A 17,570-nucleotide genomic window follows, 5' to 3' on the forward strand; every position below is an offset into this window, starting at 1 on the left:
CCCGAACCCGCCACCCCCAGCTCCCCGATTACCGCCGTGTTCAGACCCGGATTACTCCCGTATTCAGGTCCCCGAATACCGCAGTAATCCGTCACCTGAACACGGCGGTAATCGGACGGGTGAGGGCCGGGGTGGTCGATGGTCGACCGCTCCGGCCCTCGTATCACGCCGCGGGAGTCAGGAGGCGGGGACGACGGCGACGCCGCCCCACTCCTCGTTGATGAAGTCCTTGACCTGCTGGCTGCGCAGCAGCTCGGCGAGCTTGAGCACGCGCGGGTCCTTGGCCAGCGCCGGGCTGGTCACCAGACCGTTGGCGTAGGGGTTGCCCTGCGCGTTCTCCACCAGCAGCGGGTTCGACAGCTTCGCCTTGATCGCGTAGTTGCCGTTGACCACCGCGGCGGCCGCGTCGTCGACCGAACGCGGCAGCTGGTCCGGGGACAGGTCCTTGAGCTGGATGTTCTTCGGGTTCTCCGCGATGGCGGCGTCCAGCCGGGTGCCGACGGCGGCCTCCGGCTTGAGCTTGATCAGACCGCCCTGCTCCAGCAGCTTCAGGCCGCGGAACTGGTTGGCCGGGTCGTTGGACAGCGTCACCGTGGCGCCCGCGGGCAGGTCGGCCAGCGACTTGGCCTGCTTGGAGTAGACGGCCAGCGGCTCCAGGTGCACCGGCTCGATCCAGGTGAACTCGCCACCGCGCTCCTTGCGGTACTCCTCCAGGTACGGCACGTGCTGGAAGTAATTCGCGTCCAGCTCGCCGTTGGCGACGGCCTCGTTCGGCCGGTTGTAGTCGTCGAACTTCTCGATCTCGATGTCGATCCCGGCCTGCTGGGCCAGGTTGTCGTCGACGTACTGCAGGATCTCGCCGTGCGGCGTGGGGCTGACGCCGATCTTCAGCGGCGCGTTGGGGTCTTCGGCGGCGGAACCACCACCGCAAGCGGCCAGCAGAACCCCGGCCGAGGCGAGCAGTGCGGCGAAGCGCAAACGCATGTCGTGCGTCCTTTCAACGAGCCTGTTTTTCAGGCAGGCAGACGTCGCGCACCGTCCTCGTGGGACGGACGCGGGAGAAAACGGGTTCGGTTCCCGGGGATTCAGCCGGCGGCGGTGCGCCGGCGGTCGACGAGCTTGGCGGTGCGATCGGTGATCAGCTGCATCGCGAAGGCCAGCAGTCCCAGCACGACGACGGACCCGTAGAGGATCCGGTCGTCGTAGCCCTGGTAGCCGTCCTGGATCGCGGTCGTGCCCAGGCCACCGCCGCCGATGGCGCCGGCCATCGCGGCGTAGCCGATCAGCGCCACCGCGGTGACGCCGACGGCTCCGACCAGCGCGGCTCGGGCCTCGCCGAGCAGCACCGTCCACACGATCCGCAGCCTGCTGGAACCGGTCGTGATCGCGGCTTCCACCACGGTGAAACCGACCTCGCGCAACGCGTTCTGCGTCAGCCGCGCGAAGAACGGGATCGCACCGATGGTCAGCGGAACGATCACCGCGCTGCTGCCGATCGAGGTCCCGATCAGCAGCCGGGTGAACGACGCCAGCACCACCAGCAGCACCACGAAGGGCACCGAGCGCACCACGTCCACGATCACGCCGAGCACCTTGTTCAGCACCGGTTTCGGGTTCAGCCCGACCGGAGAGGTCAGGTGCAGCAGCACACCCAGCGGCAACCCGCCGACCACGGCCAGCACGGTCGCCACCAGCACCATGTAAAGCGTTTCGAGCGTTGCCTCGCCCAGTAGTTCGCCGACCTCCGACCAGGGGGTCACATCAGTCACGCAGCAGCAACTCCGTCAACGCTCACCGGGGCGCGCCGGACGTGCGCGTCCCGCTCGATCATCCACTTCAGCGCCGCCTCGGAGCGCTCACCGGTCAGGCCGATCTTGAACTTGGCGACCGGGGTGTCACCGAGGCGGGTCAGGCCACCGCCCAGGATCGCCAGGTCGACGGCGAACCGGTTGGAGGCCTCGGGGAGCAGCGCTCCCACTGCGGCGAAGCCGACCAGCACGATCTCGGCGACCACGTCGTGGCGGCCCGAAGTCGGGCGCAGCGACTCGGCCTGGTCGGTCTGGGGCAGCAGGGTGCCGCTGACCTTGCTGCCGGGCTCGGAGACGAGGTCCAGGACCTTGCCGTGCTCGACGACCTGGCCGTCTTCGAGCACCGCGACGTCGTCGGCGATCTTGCGCACCACCGCCATGTCGTGGGTGACCACCAGGACGGTGACGCCGAGCTCGGCACGCGCGCGGTCGAGCACGGTCAGCACCGAGTCGGTGGTGGACGGGTCCAGCGCGGAGGTCGGCTCATCGGCCAGCAGCACCGAGGGCTTGGCCGCCAGCGCGCGGGCGACCGCGATGCGCTGGCGCTGCCCACCGGAGAGCTGGTCCGGGTAGACCGACGCCTTGTCGGTCAGGCCGACGAGGTCGAGGAGTTCGCCGACGCGGTTGCGCCGCTGCGGACCGCCGATGCCGGCGGCCTCCAGCGGCAGCGCGACGTTGCCCGCGGCGGTGCGCTGGCGCAGCAGCGAATCACCTTGCGGCACAACGCCGATCTGCCTGCGAGCGGCGCGCAGGGCCTTGCCGTCCAGCGACACGAGGTCGGTGCCGTCGACGCGGATGGCACCGCCGTCGGGCTTCTCCAGCAGCGCGATGCACCGGGCCAGCGTCGACTTCCCCGCTCCGCTCGGTCCGACCACGCCGCACACCGAACCCGCGTTGACCTCCATCGACACGCCGTCGAGGGCGCGGACGGTGCTGCCGTTGTGCTGGAACGACTTGGTCAGGTTCTCGACTGAGATCACGATCTGCTCCACATCAGCTCGCGATGGCCGCGCCCGCGTTCGGGCAGCAGCCATGGGGAACTTCTAAGGGAAAAGGAAGAGGGGAAGGGCCAGGTCACATCTCGCGACGACAGGCGCAGGTCGTGCGCCTTCCGTGGTCGATGAACCGTCGCTGCGTGAGCAGTTCCCTGATGTGGGGTACCTCGAACCGGGCGTCGCCGGTGGCAGACAGGTTCGCTAACCGCGCGTTGGAATCCACAGCTACTCCATCGGTCCTGGCGTTAGCACCTGCCCGCGATGGGTGGTTGCTGCGGCGTCAACAAGCCAGGTCTCTCAGCCGCTCGGGATGGATTTCCCGAATAGTAGACCCCATCGACAGGGCCCGACGCAAGCTGATAGCAGTCACTGACCGAAATCGTTTGCCACATCACATACCGAGCGGAGCGGGAATTTTTCCGCAGAGGGTGGCGTTTTCGTCACCCTCAGTGATGTAGCAGCGCGTGGCCGCAAGCCGCCGGACGAGTGGTTCAGCTGCTCGACCCGGATGACGCGGCCTCCGCGATCCGGGCGAAATCGGCGATCCGCAACTGCTCTCCGCGCGTCGTCGGGTCGATCCCGGCCGCGCGCAACAGCTCCTCCGCCCGAGCCGCCGAACCGGCCCACCCGGACAGCGCGCCGCGCAACGTCTTGCGCCGCTGCGCGAAGGCGGCGTCCACCACGCGGAAGACGTCCTGCCGCGAGGCGCTCGACGGCGGGTCGACGCGGTGGAAGGAGACCAGCCCGGAGTCCACGTTCGGCACCGGCCAGAACACCTTGCGCGGCACCGGGCCCGCGCGGCGCACGTCGGCGTACCAGGCCGCCTTCGCGCTCGGCACGCCGTAGACGCGGCTGCCGGGCTCGGCGGCCATCCGGTCGGCGACCTCGGACTGGACCATGACCAGCCCCTTGCGCAGGCTCGGCAACTCGGCCAGCAGGTGCAGCACCACGGGCACCGCGACGTTGTAGGGCAGGTTGGCGACCAGCGCCGTCGGCGGCTTCGGGAAGTCGGCCGCCTGGACCCGCAGCGCGTCGGCGGGCAGCACGGTCAGCCGGTCGGCCAGCTGCGGCGCGAATTCCTGAGCCGTGCGCGGCAGCCGCTCAGCCAGGACCGGGTCGATCTCCACGGCGGTGACCGCACCGGCGACCGGGAGCAGCGCGAGCGTCAGCGAGCCCAGGCCGGGACCGACCTCCAGCGCGACGTCGTCGGGGCCGACCTCGGCCGCCGAGACGATGCGGCGCACCGTGTTCGGGTCGTGCACGAAGTTCTGACCGAGCTTCTTCGTCGGTTTGATGCCGAGCTCGTCGGCCAACCGGCGCACGTCGGCCGGCCCCAGCAAAGACGCCCCCTGCTCATCCACGCCGATGAACCTACCCGCGCCGGTTTCGACCAATCTCACCAGGTCGAAGCGGCGAAGCCGCTCTCTCTTCGCCCCACCTGGCAACTCGCACCGCCGCGGGTTCTCAGCGGCTCTCTGGCGAGGACAGCCACTCCGCCGTGTATTGGACATACATCAGGAGTGGCACCCGCAGTCCAGAGAGCCGCTGAGGTTCCGCTACTCGCACCGCTACGCACGATGAGCGGTGCACAGTTCTCGTCAGTCCAGGCCGAGCTTGGAGGAGCAGGACGGCCAGGCGCCGTAGCTGCCTCCGCGGGCGTCGCGGACCTTCTCGGCGACCGCGATCTGCTGCTCGCGGCTGGCCTGGTGCGGGTACGGGGCGTACTGGTCGCCGCCGTAGGCGTCCCAGGTGGACTTGTCGAACTGCAGGCCACCGTAGTAACCGTTGCCGCTGTTCATGGCCCAGTTGCCGGTCGCCTCGCACTGGACGAGCTTGTCCCAGACCGCGCTGTTGGGCGCGGCCTTGCCACCGACGCGGACGACCTTCTCGACCGGCGCCTTGGTGACCTTCTCGTCGATGACCTCGCGCCCCGACTCCTCGCCGTTGCGCGTGGAGACGCGGGTGAACTGGATCTTCTCGCCGGCCTCGCCGGGAGACTCGACCCGCTCCTCGCCCTTGAACATCGAGTTGTCGACGATCTCGCGGACCGGCGGCGGAACCGGCACGGTCACGCTGATCACGGAGCTCTGCAGCCGGTCGATGCGCACCTCGGCGCCGGTGACCAGCTTGGCGTCGGCGCCCGGGGTGACCTTGTCATCCGGACCGAGCTTGAGCTTGCGCTCCTTGACGAGCTCGTCGATGTTGGCGGCGGTGGTGGTCAGCTGCTGCGGCGCACCACTGCCGTCGATGAGCGTGATGTCCTTCTGCGTGCGGACCGACAGCTCCATGCCCTGCTCGGGCACCGGCATGTTGCGGTCGGCGTTGAGGACGGCACCGTCGGCGTTGACGCCGAGCTGGCGCAGGGCCTGCTCGACGGTCACCGAGCGGACCCACTCCTCGCGGACCTCGCCGTCGACGTTGAGCTTGAGAAGGCGACCGCGGTCGAGGGTGATCGTCTCGCCGTGGCCGACCTCGGCCTGCGGGGAGGGGCTCAGCGCGTCGTGCGCGCCGACTCGGATGCCCTGGTCCTCCAGGACCTCGCCCACGGTGTCGTCGTAGGTGTTGACGGTGCGCGTCTGCCCGTCCACCTCGACGGTGACCGACTTGTCCATCGCGGCGGCGGCGCCACCGGTGCCGGTCAAGCTCAGCAGCACACCGGCGACCGCGCCCTTGAGGAAGCGGCGCTTCCAGACGGTCATCGCCTCGGTGACCTGCTGCGGCGGGACGGCGCCCGCCTCGCCCTCGGGCATCGCCTCGAGGAAGTCCATCGGCGGCAGGACGGTCGTCTCGGCGTTGATCAGCCGGATGACCTCGTCGACGTCGATCTCGGCCGTCGCGAGCACGTCCTCGGCGTCGGGGCCGAGCACGTCGTAGACGTCTTGCGGGGTGATCTCGAAAGCGCCCGGCGGGAAGCTCGGGTGCTCGTCGGACCACTGCGGGTCCGGGCGGTCGAGCAGTCCTACCGCGGTGTGCTGCTCGGTCGGCTGGACCGGGGTGAACCAGTCAGTCGCCGCGTCAAAGGAATCGGCCCAGTAGCCGTCGTTCCGCGGGGTCGCGAAACCGGCATGGCTGGGCTCGCCACGTCCGTTCACAGGGTCGTTACCTCCCGAAGGCGCAAAGTCGCGACCGCGAAGAACTGAACGTGAGAAGCGTTGGGCGAGTTCATGTTTCTCGCGCAACCCCTCTCGGTCCTCGCGTGCGCACAACCTTCGTGCTTCGTGTCTGTATCCGACTCCCGCAAGCCAATTGCCGCCTAGTCCGCCGCGAGCTCCTTGCGCTCACCGCAGACTTCCCCGACGTACACCGGCGAGACTAACGGGCGTTCCCCATGACTGGTTGTCATCGGTTACGGGGCCGAGACTCTACCGTGATCATGCGGGGCCGCCAAGGACCCGATTCGGACATGTGAGTCCGATTACGCTTGTTTGCCACGCAACCCGACACGATCTGTAATCAAGATCGGTAAAAATTAGTCCATTCGGGGGGCACCTACAGGATTCGTTAGCCGCGACCTGAGTCGCTTGCGTGACATATAACACGCGGCCGAAAGGCGCTGTAACCCATGATCAACGGGGGTGCGGGCCAGCGAGAACGGCTCCAGACATCGGTTCGGCCCGAGCACGGAGCGCGCTCGGGCCGAACCTCCCCTCCCCACGCACGAGGGAAACGAATTCCCCTCGCGACGATCTTTCGCGTTGTTGCGGCGACTTCACGTCATCGCGGCAGACCCAGCTTCCGCGAGCACGCCGGCCAGGCGCCGTAACCGCCGCGGGCGTCGCGCACCTTCTGCGCGATCTCGATCTGCTGCTCGCGCGACGCGCGATGCGGGTAGCGGTTGTACCGCTCACCGCCGTGAGCCGCCCAGGTGCTGCGGTTGAACTGCAGGCCGCCGTAGTAGCCGTTTCCGGTGTTGGCCGCCCAGTTGCCGCCGGACTCGCACCTCGCGAGCCGGTCCCACACCGCAGCTCGATCGTCATTCGGGGCTGCCGCGGCGTTCGGGGCCACCGCGACCAGGGCGCTACCGCTGATGGCGACAGCAGCCGCCACGGTCCACTTCGTGAATCTATGCAACTTCACTGCACATCCTCACAACCGATGGTTCCGGTGTGGGAGGACCTCCGCAGTCGAGTTCCCCGCGGAGTTCGGGGTGTCCCCCCGTTCCGGCTTCCACTGTGGACGGTAGGAGTCGGCGTGCGGACCGCAAGCGGGCGCAGGAGGAGACCTCCTACCAGAAACCGCAGCGTAGGGGACTACAGGGCTGTGATTACCCCTGTTCGAGGCCGAACACTCGCTCAGCCGTGGCCGTGGTGGCTACAGCGAGCTCATCGACGTTCATGCCACGGAGTTCGGCGAGGTCACGAAGGGTGTAATTGACGCAGTAAGGCTGATTCGGCCGCCCCCGGAACGGGTGCGGCGTCAGGAACGGCGCGTCGGTCTCCACCAGCATCTGCTCCAGCGGGACCGCTTCCGCCGCCTCCCGAAGGCCCTTCGCGTTGCGGAAGGTCGCCGTGCCGGCGAAGGAGAGCACGTAGCCGGCGTCCACGCAGGACTTCGCGAACTCGGCGTCACCGGAGAAGCAGTGGAAGACCACCGTCTCCGGCGCGCCCTCCTCGTCGAGGATGCGCAGGATGTCGTCGTGCGCCTCGCGGTCGTGGATCATCAGCGGCTTGCCGATCCGCTTCGCGAGGTCGATGTGCCAGCGGAACGCCTGCTGCTGCGGCTCCGGCGGCGAGTAGTCCCAGTAGTAGTCGAGCCCGGTCTCACCGACGGCGACCACGCGCGGGTGGGCGGCCAACTCCTCCAGCGCGGCGCGGTCCTCGTCGCCGAAGTCCTTGGTGCGGGTCGGGTGCAGCGCCACGGCGGCGAAGACCCGGTCGTCCCAGGTGGCGGCCTCAACGGCCCAGCGCGCGGAGTCGATGTCGTCGGCGACGGTCACGACGCGGCCGACACCGGCGCTCTGCGCGCGGTCGAGCATCTCGCGGACGTCCTCGGCGGTCTTGGCGCCGCAGGCGTCGAGGTGAGTGTGAGCGTCGACGGCAGCTGCCGCCAGCGCCTCGGGCACCGGCGGCAGCTCCTGCCTCTTGTCCTTCTTGCTCATCAGGACTGCTGGATCGGGGCCCACTCCGGGCCGGTCTCGCCGAGTTCGGCGTCGAGCTTGGCGAACAGCGGCTTCGGCTTGTCCAGCGGGCGTCCCACCTCGATGTCGGTGGACTCCCACTTGGCCTGCTCGGCGGCGTACTCGCCCATCAGCACCGGGTAGGACATCGACGGCTCGTCGAGGTCGTCGACCTCGCGGATCTCCGGCTGCGCCGCCCAGACCCCGGTGCCGCCCAGCAGCTCGTGCACCTTCTGCGCGGAGTGCGGCAGGAACGGCGTGAGCAGGGTGTTGGCGTCGGAGACGACCTGCAGCGCGGTGTGCAGCACCGCGTCGCGGCGGTCCGGGTCCTCCTTGAGCTTCCACGGCTCCTGGTCGGACAGGTACTTGTTGGCCGCCGAGACCACCCGCATCGCCTCCTGCGACGCGAGTTTGAACCGCGAGCTGCGCAGGTGCGCTCCGACGGTGTCGAAGGCGGCGCGCGCCTGCGCCTTGAGCTCCTCGTCCGCGGGAGCGGGAGCGGTCGGTGCGGGGACCGCGCCGTTGTTCTTGGCCGCCATCGAGATGGACCGGTTGACCAGGTTGCCCCACTCGTTGGCCAGCTCGAAGTTGGTGCGGCGGACGAACTCGTCCCAGGTGAAGTCGGTGTCCTGGTTCTCCGGGCCGGCCACCGAGATGAAGTAGCGCAGGGTGTCCGGGCCGAACTCGCGCAGGAAGTCGCGCACGTAGATCACGGTGCCGCGCGAGGTGGAGAACTTCGAGCCGCTCATGGTGAGGAACTCGCTGGAGACCACCTCGCCGGGCAGGTTCAGCTCGCCGAACGGGCCGGTCGTGCCGCCCTTGTCGCCCTGACCGTTGTGCCCCATCAGCAGGGTCGGCCAGATCTGGGCGTGGAAGGTGATGTTGTCCTTGCCCATGAAGTAGTAGCCCTGGGCCGACGGGTCGGTCCACCACTGCTTCCAGGCGTCGGGGTCGCCGGTGCGGCGGGCCCACTCGACGCTGGCCGACAGGTAGCCGATGACGGCGTCGAACCACACGTAGAAGCGCTTCATCGGCTGGTCGCGCCAGCCGTCCAGCGGGATCGGCACGCCCCAGTCGAGGTCGCGGCTGATCGCGCGCGGGCGCATGTCCTCGACCAGGTTCTGCGCGAACTTGAGCACGTTCGGCCGCCAGCCGTCCCGGGTGGACAGCCACTTGCCCAGCGACTCGGTGAACGAGGGCAGGTCCAGGAACAGGTGCTCGGTCTCGACGAACTCGGGCTTCTCGCCGTTGATCCGGGAGACCGGGTTCTTCAGCTCGGCCGGGTCGAGCTGGTTGCCGCAGTTGTCGCACTGGTCGCCGCGCGCGCCGTCGTAACCGCAGATCGGGCAGGTGCCCTCGATGTAGCGGTCGGGCAGCGTGCGGCCGGTGGACGGGCTGATCGCGCCGGTCGTGGTCTTGGGCAGCACGTAGCCGTTGCGGTGCAGCGCGAGGAAGAGGTCCTGCACCACCTTGTAGTGGTTGCCGGTGGTGGTGCGGGTGAACAGGTCGTAGGACAGGCCGAGGCCCTGCAGGTCCTCGGTGATCACCCGGTTGTACTTGTCGGCGAGCTGTCGCGTGGTCAGGCCCTCGTTCTCCGCCTGGACCGAGATCGGGGTCCCGTGCTCGTCCGTCCCGGAGACCATGAGCACCTGGTTGCCGGCCATTCGCTGGTACCGGGAGAAGACGTCCGAAGGCACACCGAAGCCGGAAACATGACCGATGTGCCGCGGACCGTTGGCATACGGCCAGGCCACAGCGGTCAACACAGAGGCGCTCATGCCCGCCAGCGTAATCGCCTGCTCAACCTGCGGAGCGGTGCGGGTAGGGGAACCTGAGCGGCTCCGTGGACTCCGCGCGCCACTCCTGATGCATGCCAATGCACGGCGTCGCGGCGTGCTCGCCACGAAGCCGCTCAGAACCCCCGCGGTGCAGGCTGCTCAGGTGGTGAAGGAGAAAGCGACTACGTCGCTCGCCTGACGGTCAGATCACTTCCGCGAGGCGAGGACCGCGTCGTAGAGCTCCTTCTTGCGGACTCCCGCGAGTTCGGCGACCTCGGCCACGGCGTCCTTCAGGCGCATGCCGTCCGCAGCGCGCTCCTCGACCTGCTCGACGAGCTCCGCGGGGTCGGTCGGCGCCGCTTGCTCGGCCCCGCCGAGGACCACCGTGATCTCGCCGCGAACGCCTTCCGCAGCCCATTCGGCCAGGTCACCGAGGCTGCCGCGCTTGATCTCCTCGTAGGTCTTGGTGAGTTCGCGGCACACCGCGGCAGGCCGCTGCTCCCCCAGGACCGAGACGGCGTCGGCGAGGGTGTCGGCCAGCCGGTGCGGCGCCTCGAAGAAGACGCTGGTGCGCTCCTCGGCGGCCAGGCGGCCGAAGAACTTCCGCCTGTCCCCCGTCTTGCGCGGCGGGAACCCCTCGAAGCAGAACCGGTCCGAGGGCAGCCCGGACACCGCGAGCGCGGTGGTCACCGCCGACGGGCCGGGCAGGCACGTCACCGGCAGTCCCTCGGTCACGCACGCCGAGACCAGCCGGTAGCCGGGATCGGACACGCTCGGCATGCCCGCGTCGGTCACCAGCAGCACGGTCCTGCCCTCGCGCAGCGCGTCGAGCAGCATCGGAGCGCGCGCGGACTCCACGGCCTCGTAGTAGCTGACGACCTTGCCGGCCGGGGTGACGCCCAGCGCGCTGGCGAGGTTGCGCACCCGGCGGGTGTCCTCGGCGGCCACCACCTCGGCGGTGCCGAGCGCCTCGATCAGCCGCGCGGACGCGTCGCGGGCATCACCGAGCGGGGTGGCGGCGAGCAGCAAGGTGCCGGAGTCCATGACCGCACAGCGTAGGCCGCCTGACCCCGGGCGAGAACGCGGCGTAGCCGTGCGGGCCGGGCTTCCGCCGCCACCGCTGAGGGAGGCGATCGCTCAACGGCTCCCAGCGGGGCGTCCCCCGGTCGAGGCGTGCCTGACCCTTACGATCGACGGTGTGAGCGTCCCAGTCCGCAGGTTCGGCGGTGCCGACGAACTCGTCCAGGTAGGCCGCGCACCGGCGGCTCGCCGCCCGGGGGAGACCGACCCGCTGCCACTGCTGGACTCCTCGATGCCCACCGACCGCAGGCGCGGCTGGGTGGTGACGCTGGTGATCACCCTGGTCGCCGGGCTCGTCCGCTTCTGGGACCTGGGCCGGGCCACCGACGAGGGCACTCCGGTCTTCGACGAGAAGCACTACGTCCCGCAGGCGTGGCAGATGCTGCGCAACGGCGGCTACGAGGACAACCCCGGCTACGAGCTGGTGGCGCACCCGCCGGTCGGCAAGCAGATGATCGCGATCGGCGAGTGGCTGCTGGGCTACACGCCGTGGGGCTGGCGGATCATGGCCGCCCTGTTCGGCACCCTGATGGTGCTGCTGATCATCCGCATCGCCCGCCGGATGACCCGCTCGACGCTGCTGGGCGCGGTGGCCGGTGTGCTGCTGATCTGCGACGGCCTCAGCCACGTGCAGTCCCGTGTCGGGATGCTCGACATCTTCCAGGCGCTGTTCCTGCTCGCCGCGTTCTCCTGCCTGCTGGTGGACCGCGACCAGGTGCGCGAACGGCTGTGGCAGGTCTGCTCGGACGGACGGCTGGACCCGTCGACCTGGGGCCCGCGGCTGGGTTTCCGCTGGTGGCGCCTGGGCGCCGGGCTGATGCTCGGCCTGGCCTGCGGGGTCAAGTGGAACGGCATCTACTACATCATGGCGTTCGGCCTGCTCAGCGTGATCTGGGATGCGCTGGCCAGGCGGGCCGCCGGGGTGCGGAGGCCGTGGCGGGCCGCGCTGGTGCGCGACACCGCCCCGGCGCTGTGGGCGCTGGTGGGCCTCCCGCTGCTGGTGTACTTCGCGACCTGGTCGGGCTGGTTCGCCAGCGAGACCGCGACCGACCGGCACGCGGTGCTGCTGAGCGACGACGTCGGCATGAGCGGACTGCCCGACGCGCTGCGATCGCTGCTGTACTACCAGCTCAACGTGCTGGACTTCCACACCCACCTGACCACGCCGTCGACCCCGCACCCGTGGGAGTCGAAGCCGTGGGCGTGGCCGATGGGCATGCGCCCGATGCTCTACTACTACGAGGGCGGGATGCCGGGCTGCGGCCGCAACAGCTGCGTGCAGGCCACGATGCTGATCGGCACCCCGGCGATGTGGTGGCTGGCGCTGCCGGTCGCGGCGTGGTCGGTGTGGCGCGCGGCGTTCCGGCTGGACTGGCGCTACGCGGCGGTCCTGGTCGGCTACGGCGCCGGGTACCTGCCGTGGTTCACGAACCTGTCGCGGCAGATGTACTACTTCTACGCCACGCCGCTGGTCCCGTTCCTGGTGCTGGGGATCGTGCTGGTGCTCGGCCACGTGCTGGGCTCCGTCGACGACCACTTCGAGCGGCGCAAGACCGGGCTGCTGGCCGTGTCGCTCTACATCGGACTGGTGGTCGCGAACTTCGCGTGGCTGTGGCCGATCCTCAACGGTGATCCGATCACCCACGAGCAGTGGCAGGCCGAGCTGTGGCTGCCGTCCTGGCGCTGATCAGCGCGGTTCCCACCGGAACCAGGACTTGGCCAGCACGCTGAACAGCGCGATCCAGACCAGCAGCGACGCCGCCGACGACAGCGGGACGCCCTCGCCGGTCACCGCGTGGTGGATCAGGCCGCCGATGCCTCCGCCGGGCAGCAGCAACCACATCGGACCGACGACGGTGACCAGGACGCCGCCCATCAGGCCGAGGAACATCGGCAGCGTGGTGATCTGGGCCTGCTCGGACGACGAGGTGCGGCCGCTGGTCGCGACACCGGCCGCCAGGCAGAGCCCCGTGCCCAGGACGAGGGCACCCAGCAGCGGCAGCGGTTCCGGCACCGGCGCGCCCATGCTGATCGAGATGACCGGCATCAGCGTCGATTGCAGCACTCCGAGCAGCACCACCGGGGTGAGCAGCCCGGCGAGGATCACCGCGTCGGAGGCCTCGCCGCTGCGGAGCCGCTTGAGGTAGAGGTCCTCGCGGCGGGAGGCCAGCGCGGCGGTGACGGCGAAGTAGACGGTGAAGCCGAGGACCATCAGCAGCTGAAGGCAGAGCGTGATCGCCCAGGCCTGCGGCGGGGCGTCATCGGGCAGGGTGGAGCCGGCCCACAGTCCGACCAGGATCGGCATCAGCAGCGAGCTGACCGCCACGGTCTTGTTGCGCAGCAGGAGTTTCAGCTCGGCTCGGGCCAGAGCCAGGACCATCGTCACGCCTGGGTCTCCTCTCGGACGGACTGGAAGATCTCTTCCAGCGAGGCCGGCTGCGCGCGCAGACCCGCGAGGTCCACGCGCCCGTCGGCCCAGGTCAGCAGGGCGTGCAGGTCCTGCTGCAGGTGCGGGGTGCGGATGTCGACGCGGCTGTCGCGCCGGGTCGCGGTGCCGATCAGCGGCGGCAGGCCGAGGTCTTCCGCGGCGGTGAAGGTGATGCACGCGTGGTGGTCGGCGAGGACGTCGACGAGCCGTCCGGCGACCGCGATGCGTCCTTCGTGCATGATCGCCAGCCGGTGCGCGAGGCGTTCGGCCTCTTCGAGGTAGTGCGTGGTCAGCAGCACCGTGGTTCCCGCGGAGAGCAGGCCGCGCACGAGTTCCCACGTGGTGCGGCGGGATTCGGGGTCCATGCCGACGGTGGGTTCGTCGAGGAACAGCAGCTCGGGTTCGCCGAGCAGGGCCAGCGCGAGGTCGAGGCGCCGGCGCTCACCACCGGAGAGCTGCTTGACGCGGACGTCGCGGCGCGGGTCGAGCCCCAGCGCGTCGAGCGTTGCGTCCACATCGGACTCGGCGGTGCGCATCCGGCGGGCCAACTCGGCGGTTTCGGCGACCGTGAGGTCTCCGGCGAATCCGCTGTCCTGCAGCATGATCCCGGTGCGGCTGCGGATCGAGCGGTCGCGCAGCGGGTCGACGCCGAAGACGCGCACCTGACCCTGCGCCGGGGCCCGGTGGCCCTCGACGGTTTCCAGCACGGTCGTCTTGCCCGCCCCGTTGGTCCCCAGCAGCGCGAACAGCTCGCCGGGCAGGACGTCGAAGTCGACTCCTCGCACCGCCTCGACATCGCCGTAGCGGCAGCGCAGGCCGCGGGCTTCGATCACTGGTGTCATGCGTCCAGCCTGGTCATCCGGGGTTCGCGCCGGTAGAGCGTTCCGTCAGCGCTGCGCGGGTGCGGTGTCAGCGGATCCGATGACTGTTGTCATGAGCTCGGCGATCCGGTGCCGCCGCAGCGGCGGATGCACGATGCTGGGGAGGTGAACGAGGACCCGACCGAGTTCGACCCGCGTCGGCTCGCGCGGCTGCGCCGCTACACGTGGTGGTCGATCGTGCCGATGATGCCGGTCTACGCGGTGTTCCCGGCCATCGACCTGGCCACCGGTGGCTACGGCGCTCCCGAGGTCGTGGTGCTCGCGCTGGTCGCGCTGCTGGTCGCAGTGGACGGGACGCAGCTGTCGACGCTGCTGATGAGCGGTTTCGGGCACGGCCCCCGCTACCCGGTCGCCCGCGGGCTGGTGCTCGTCGCCGGGCTGGCCGCCGCGGGCTACGCGATGTCGACGAACCCGTACGGGCTGTTCTGGGTGCTTCCGGTCGGCGGGCTGGTGGGCGTGCACGTGTCTCTGGCGACGCCCCGGCTGCGCTGGCCGATCCAGCTCGTCGCGCTGGTGGTCACCACCGCGGTCGCGTGGGTGGGCGGCGCGCTCGGCGGCCCGCACCCGATGGTCGGGATGTTCTTCGCCTTCTACGCGATCGTCATCGTGTCGATGATCTCGGCGCTGACGGTGGGCGTCGTGTGGTTCTGGGACATGGTGCTGACGCTGGACCGCGCCCGGTCGGTCAGCGGCGAGCTGGCGATCGCCCGCGAGCGGCTGCGCTTCGCCGCCGACCTGCACGACGTGCAGGGCCACCACCTGCAGGCCATCGCGCTGAAGGCCGAGCTCGCCGAACGCCTCGTCGGCAACGACGACGACGCCGCACGCGCGCAGGCCGCGGAGGTCGCCGAGCTGGCCCGCACGGCGCTGCGCGACACCCGCGCGGTCGTGCAGGGCTACCGGCGCAGCAACCTGACCGGTGAGCTCACCAACGCGCGGGAGATCCTGGAGGCCGCAGGCGTGAAGACCGAGGTGCGCGGCGACGCGACGCTGGTCCCGCCACCGCTGCAACCGCTCTTCGGGGCGCTCGTTCGGGAGGGGACGACGAACATCCTGCGGCACTCCCGAGCTCGCCGCTGCACTCTCGACATCGCCGTCGACGGGTCGCGCACCCGCGTGGCCCTGAGCAACGATGCGGCGAATCCCGCTGGCGGGCAAGGAGGTTCGGGCATCGACGGGCTGCGGCACCGCTTCGCCACGCTGAACGGGCACGTGGACTCCCGCCACGACGGCGAGCGCTTCGAACTCATCGGCACGGCCGAGGAACCGGGGGCTGCGCTGTGATCCGCGTTGTGCTGGCCGACGACGAGGACCTGATCAGGGGCGCGCTGGCCGCGCTGCTGGCGCTGGAGCCGGACCTGGAGGTCGTCGCCCAGTGCAGCAACGGCGCCGAAGCGCTGGAGGCGGTTCGCCTGCACCGACCGGACATCGCCGTGTTCGACCTGGAGATGCCCGAGCTCGACGGGGTCGAGGCCGCCAAGCGGCTCACCGGGGAGCTCCCGATCGTGCTGGTCACCCGGCACGCGCGGCCGGGCGTGCTGAAGCGGGCGCTGGCGGCGGGGATTCGCGGTTTCGTCCCGAAGACGACGCCGGCGACCAAGCTCGCGGCGATCCTCCGCGACGTCCAGGCCGGTGGGCGCTACATCGACCCGGAGATCGCGGCCACGGCCCTGACCGGTGACGCCTGCCCGCTGACCGATCGCGAGCTGGAGCTGCTCCGGCACACCCTCAAGGGCGGCACCATCGCCAGCATCGCCGCCGAGGTCCACCTCGCCCAGGGCACGGTCCGCAACTACCTGTCGGCCGCGATGACCAAGCTCGACGTCACCACCCGCCACGAAGCCGCCCGGCGGGCCTGGCAGGAGGGCTGGATCTGACCCACCCACCGCAGGAGGATTCGAATTTCGCGCGAAATTCGACCCGGGACCGCAGCGTTCAAATTTCGCGCGAAGTTCGACCAACCCACCACCAAAACGCCCCTGACCTGCGGATACACGCCCGGGCGCGTGGGCGGGATTCGAACTTCGCGCGAAATTTGAATCCGAAAGATATCGGTCGAACTTCGCGCGAAATTCGAATCGTTCACTCAGGCGAGGGACGTGAGGGTCTTCCGGAGGGCTGCGACGGCGTCGAGGATCTCCTCCGGGCGGGCCGAGAGCGGCGGCCGGGCGCGCAGCGAGTCGGGTCCGGACGGCAGGAACAGCGTCCGGTGCTGGTCCCGCGCGATCTCCAGGGCTCGGGCGCGGTGGTCCGGATCGCGGAAGCTGATGGCGCACATCAGGCCCCGGCCGCGCGGCGAGTGGATCAGGAAGGGGAACTCGGCGGCGAGGTCCCGCAGCTCGCCCAGCAGGAGCTGTCCCATGGCGCGGCTGTGGGCGAACAGGTCGTCGGCCTCGATGACCTCCAGGATCCGGGTCGCCCGGACCATGTCGGTCAGCGATCCGCCCCAGGTGGAGCTGATCCGGCTGGGCTCGCGGAAGGCGTTGTCGGCGACGTCGAGCACCCGGCGACCGCCCATGACCCCGCAGACCTGCAGCCGCTTGCCGAAGGCGACGAGGTCGGGTTCCAGGCCCAGCGCCTGGTGCGCCCACGCCTGACCGGTCAGCGCACCGGTCTGCACCTCGTCGGCGACGGTGAGCACGTCGTGCTCGACGCACAACCGCTGCACCGCCTGCAGGAACTGCGGGCGCAGGTGCCGGTCTCCGCCCTCGCCCTGGATGGGCTCGTAGACGAAGCAGGCGATCTCGGCGCCGTAGCGGCGCAGCGCCGCCTCGGCCGCGCCCAGCGCCTGGACCTCCTCGGGCAGCAGCTCAGCGGTGTCCCACCGCTCACCGGGCTCGATGGCCGGGCTCGGGATCCGCGGCCAGTCGAACATCGGGTAGTCGCGGATCTTGGACGGGTCGGTGTTGGTCAGCGACAGCGTGTACCCGCTGCGCCCGTGGAACGCCTTCTCCAGGTGCATCACGCGGCTGCCGCGCACGGCGACCCCGCGTCGCGCGTTGACCTTGGTCTTCCAGTCGAAGGCGACCTTGAGGGCGTTCTCCACGGCGAGGGTGCCGCCGTCGATGAAGAACAGCAGCGGGAGATCGGGGATCCCGACGACCCGCTGGAAGGTCTCGGCGAAGCGCGCCTGCTCCTCGGTCGCGAAGTCGGGGTTGGACGGCTTGACCCGCGAGACGCGCAGCAGGGCGGCCTCGAACTGAGGCGTGCGCAGGCCGGGGTGCCCGTGCCCGAGCGGCGCGGAGCTGAAGAACATCGTCAGGTCGAGGTACTCGGTGCCGTCGCGCACGTCGCGCAGGCGGCAGCCCTCGCCGGCGTCGAGATCCACGACGATGTCCATCAGATCGCCGGTGACCTGCGCTTTCAGCGCGGCTACGGGGTCGGTTCCGGCCCGCTGGGCGGGGACTGCGGTCGAAACGGTCTCGTGCTGAGCGGTCATGATTCGGCCTCCCGGCTGCGTGTGCGCGGGTCTCACGCACACAAC

The 17,570-nt window shown here is 69.9% G+C and carries 14 protein-coding genes, 1 pseudogene and 1 riboswitch; of the genes and pseudogenes, 3 read left to right on the forward strand and 12 right to left on the reverse strand.

The features are described from left to right. Positions 1 to 177 precede the first annotated feature (177 nt). The 9 genes and pseudogenes from E1181_RS10515 to rsmI all read right to left on the reverse strand — a co-directional run bounded on the left by E1181_RS10515 (position 178) and on the right by rsmI (position 10,741). Entirely contained in the window at positions 178 to 984 is an 807-nt protein-coding gene (locus tag E1181_RS10515) for a MetQ/NlpA family ABC transporter substrate-binding protein (RefSeq protein ID WP_132673805.1), read from the reverse strand. A gap of 101 nt (positions 985 to 1,085) precedes the next feature. After that, complete coding sequence (locus E1181_RS10520; RefSeq protein WP_165944585.1) at positions 1,086 to 1,769, reverse strand: methionine ABC transporter permease; 684 nt, start codon at positions 1,767 to 1,769, stop codon at positions 1,086 to 1,088. Next, positions 1,766 to 2,788: a methionine ABC transporter ATP-binding protein gene (locus tag E1181_RS10525; protein ID WP_132673806.1), complete on the reverse strand. Its 1,023-nt coding sequence runs from the start codon at positions 2,786 to 2,788 to the stop codon at positions 1,766 to 1,768. The genes E1181_RS10520 and E1181_RS10525 overlap by 4 nt, the downstream gene beginning before the upstream one ends. A 242-nt stretch (positions 2,789 to 3,030) precedes the next feature. After that, positions 3,031 to 3,120: riboswitch (SAM riboswitch) on the reverse strand. Positions 3,121 to 3,294: 174 nt separating this feature from the next. Next, the gene (gene rsmA, locus E1181_RS10530; RefSeq protein ID WP_235876669.1) at positions 3,295 to 4,164 is read right to left on the reverse strand and encodes a 16S rRNA (adenine(1518)-N(6)/adenine(1519)-N(6))-dimethyltransferase RsmA; all 870 of its coding nucleotides are present in this window, start codon (positions 4,162 to 4,164) and stop codon (positions 3,295 to 3,297) included. A 237-nt stretch (positions 4,165 to 4,401) separates the two neighbouring features. Beyond that, positions 4,402 to 5,895: a resuscitation-promoting factor gene (locus E1181_RS10535; RefSeq protein ID WP_132673807.1), complete on the reverse strand. Its 1,494-nt coding sequence runs from the start codon at positions 5,893 to 5,895 to the stop codon at positions 4,402 to 4,404. Positions 5,896 to 6,517: 622 nt separating this feature from the next. Next, positions 6,518 to 6,769: pseudogene (locus E1181_RS32070) on the reverse strand (transglycosylase family protein); the annotation flags it as partial. A gap of 298 nt (positions 6,770 to 7,067) precedes the next feature. Next, positions 7,068 to 7,901, reverse strand: coding sequence for a TatD family hydrolase (locus E1181_RS10545; protein WP_132673809.1), 834 nt, complete (start codon positions 7,899 to 7,901; stop codon positions 7,068 to 7,070). Then, entirely contained in the window at positions 7,901 to 9,697 is a 1,797-nt protein-coding gene (gene metG, locus E1181_RS10550; protein ID WP_132673810.1) for a methionine--tRNA ligase, read from the reverse strand. The genes E1181_RS10545 and metG overlap by 1 nt, the downstream gene beginning before the upstream one ends. Before the next feature lie 207 nt (positions 9,698 to 9,904). Further along, complete coding sequence (rsmI, locus tag E1181_RS10555) at positions 9,905 to 10,741, reverse strand: 16S rRNA (cytidine(1402)-2'-O)-methyltransferase (RefSeq protein WP_132673811.1); 837 nt, start codon at positions 10,739 to 10,741, stop codon at positions 9,905 to 9,907. 268 nt (positions 10,742 to 11,009) lie between these two features. On the opposite strand from rsmI, the gene E1181_RS10560 reads away from it, so the two are divergent. After that, positions 11,010 to 12,464, forward strand: a complete 1,455-nt coding sequence (locus E1181_RS10560; RefSeq protein WP_132673892.1) for a dolichyl-phosphate-mannose--protein mannosyltransferase — start codon at positions 11,010 to 11,012, stop codon at positions 12,462 to 12,464. On the opposite strand, the gene E1181_RS10565 is transcribed toward E1181_RS10560, so the two are convergent. Continuing rightward, on the reverse strand, positions 12,465 to 13,157 hold the full coding sequence (locus E1181_RS10565) for an ABC transporter permease (protein ID WP_235876677.1): 693 nt from the start codon (positions 13,155 to 13,157) through the stop codon (positions 12,465 to 12,467). It abuts the gene before it with no gap. Positions 13,158 to 13,159: 2 nt separating this feature from the next. Further along, a complete protein-coding gene (locus E1181_RS10570; RefSeq protein ID WP_132673813.1) occupies positions 13,160 to 14,047 on the reverse strand; it encodes an ABC transporter ATP-binding protein in 888 nt (295 codons plus the stop codon). 144 nt (positions 14,048 to 14,191) lie between these two features. Between E1181_RS10570 and E1181_RS10575 the strand changes: the two genes are divergently transcribed. After that, positions 14,192 to 15,370: a histidine kinase gene (locus tag E1181_RS10575; protein WP_165944586.1), complete on the forward strand. Its 1,179-nt coding sequence runs from the start codon at positions 14,192 to 14,194 to the stop codon at positions 15,368 to 15,370. After that, positions 15,367 to 15,963, forward strand: coding sequence for a response regulator transcription factor (locus E1181_RS10580; protein ID WP_132673815.1), 597 nt, complete (start codon positions 15,367 to 15,369; stop codon positions 15,961 to 15,963). The genes E1181_RS10575 and E1181_RS10580 overlap by 4 nt, the downstream gene beginning before the upstream one ends. 209 nt (positions 15,964 to 16,172) lie before the next feature. Here E1181_RS10580 and lat read toward each other — a convergent pair whose 3' ends face one another. After that, complete coding sequence (lat, locus tag E1181_RS10585; RefSeq protein WP_132673816.1) at positions 16,173 to 17,525, reverse strand: L-lysine 6-transaminase; 1,353 nt, start codon at positions 17,523 to 17,525, stop codon at positions 16,173 to 16,175. Between the last annotated feature and the right edge of the window lie 45 nt (positions 17,526 to 17,570).

Origin of the sequence: Saccharopolyspora terrae (genome assembly GCF_004348435.1) — a bacterium.
Lineage (GTDB): Bacteria > Actinomycetota > Actinomycetes > Mycobacteriales > Pseudonocardiaceae > Saccharopolyspora > Saccharopolyspora endophytica.

Bases quoted from the DNA above. Each gene is read 5' to 3' on its own strand.
- E1181_RS10515 (WP_132673805.1), bottom strand. From the start codon at position 984: ATGCGTTTGCGCTTCGCCGCACTGCTCGCCTCGGCCGGGGTTCTGCTG.
- metG (WP_132673810.1), bottom strand. From the start codon at position 9,697: ATGAGCGCCTCTGTGTTGACCGCTGTGGCCTGGCCGTATGCCAACGGT.
- E1181_RS10570 (WP_132673813.1), bottom strand. From the start codon at position 14,047: ATGACACCAGTGATCGAAGCCCGCGGCCTGCGCTGCCGCTACGGCGAT.
- E1181_RS10565 (WP_235876677.1), bottom strand. From the start codon at position 13,157: ATGGTCCTGGCTCTGGCCCGAGCCGAGCTGAAACTCCTGCTGCGCAAC.
- lat (WP_132673816.1), bottom strand. From the start codon at position 17,525: ATGACCGCTCAGCACGAGACCGTTTCGACCGCAGTCCCCGCCCAGCGG.
- rsmI (WP_132673811.1), bottom strand. From the start codon at position 10,741: ATGGACTCCGGCACCTTGCTGCTCGCCGCCACCCCGCTCGGTGATGCC.
- E1181_RS10545 (WP_132673809.1), bottom strand. From the start codon at position 7,901: ATGAGCAAGAAGGACAAGAGGCAGGAGCTGCCGCCGGTGCCCGAGGCG.
- E1181_RS10560 (WP_132673892.1), top strand. From the start codon at position 11,010: ATGCCCACCGACCGCAGGCGCGGCTGGGTGGTGACGCTGGTGATCACC.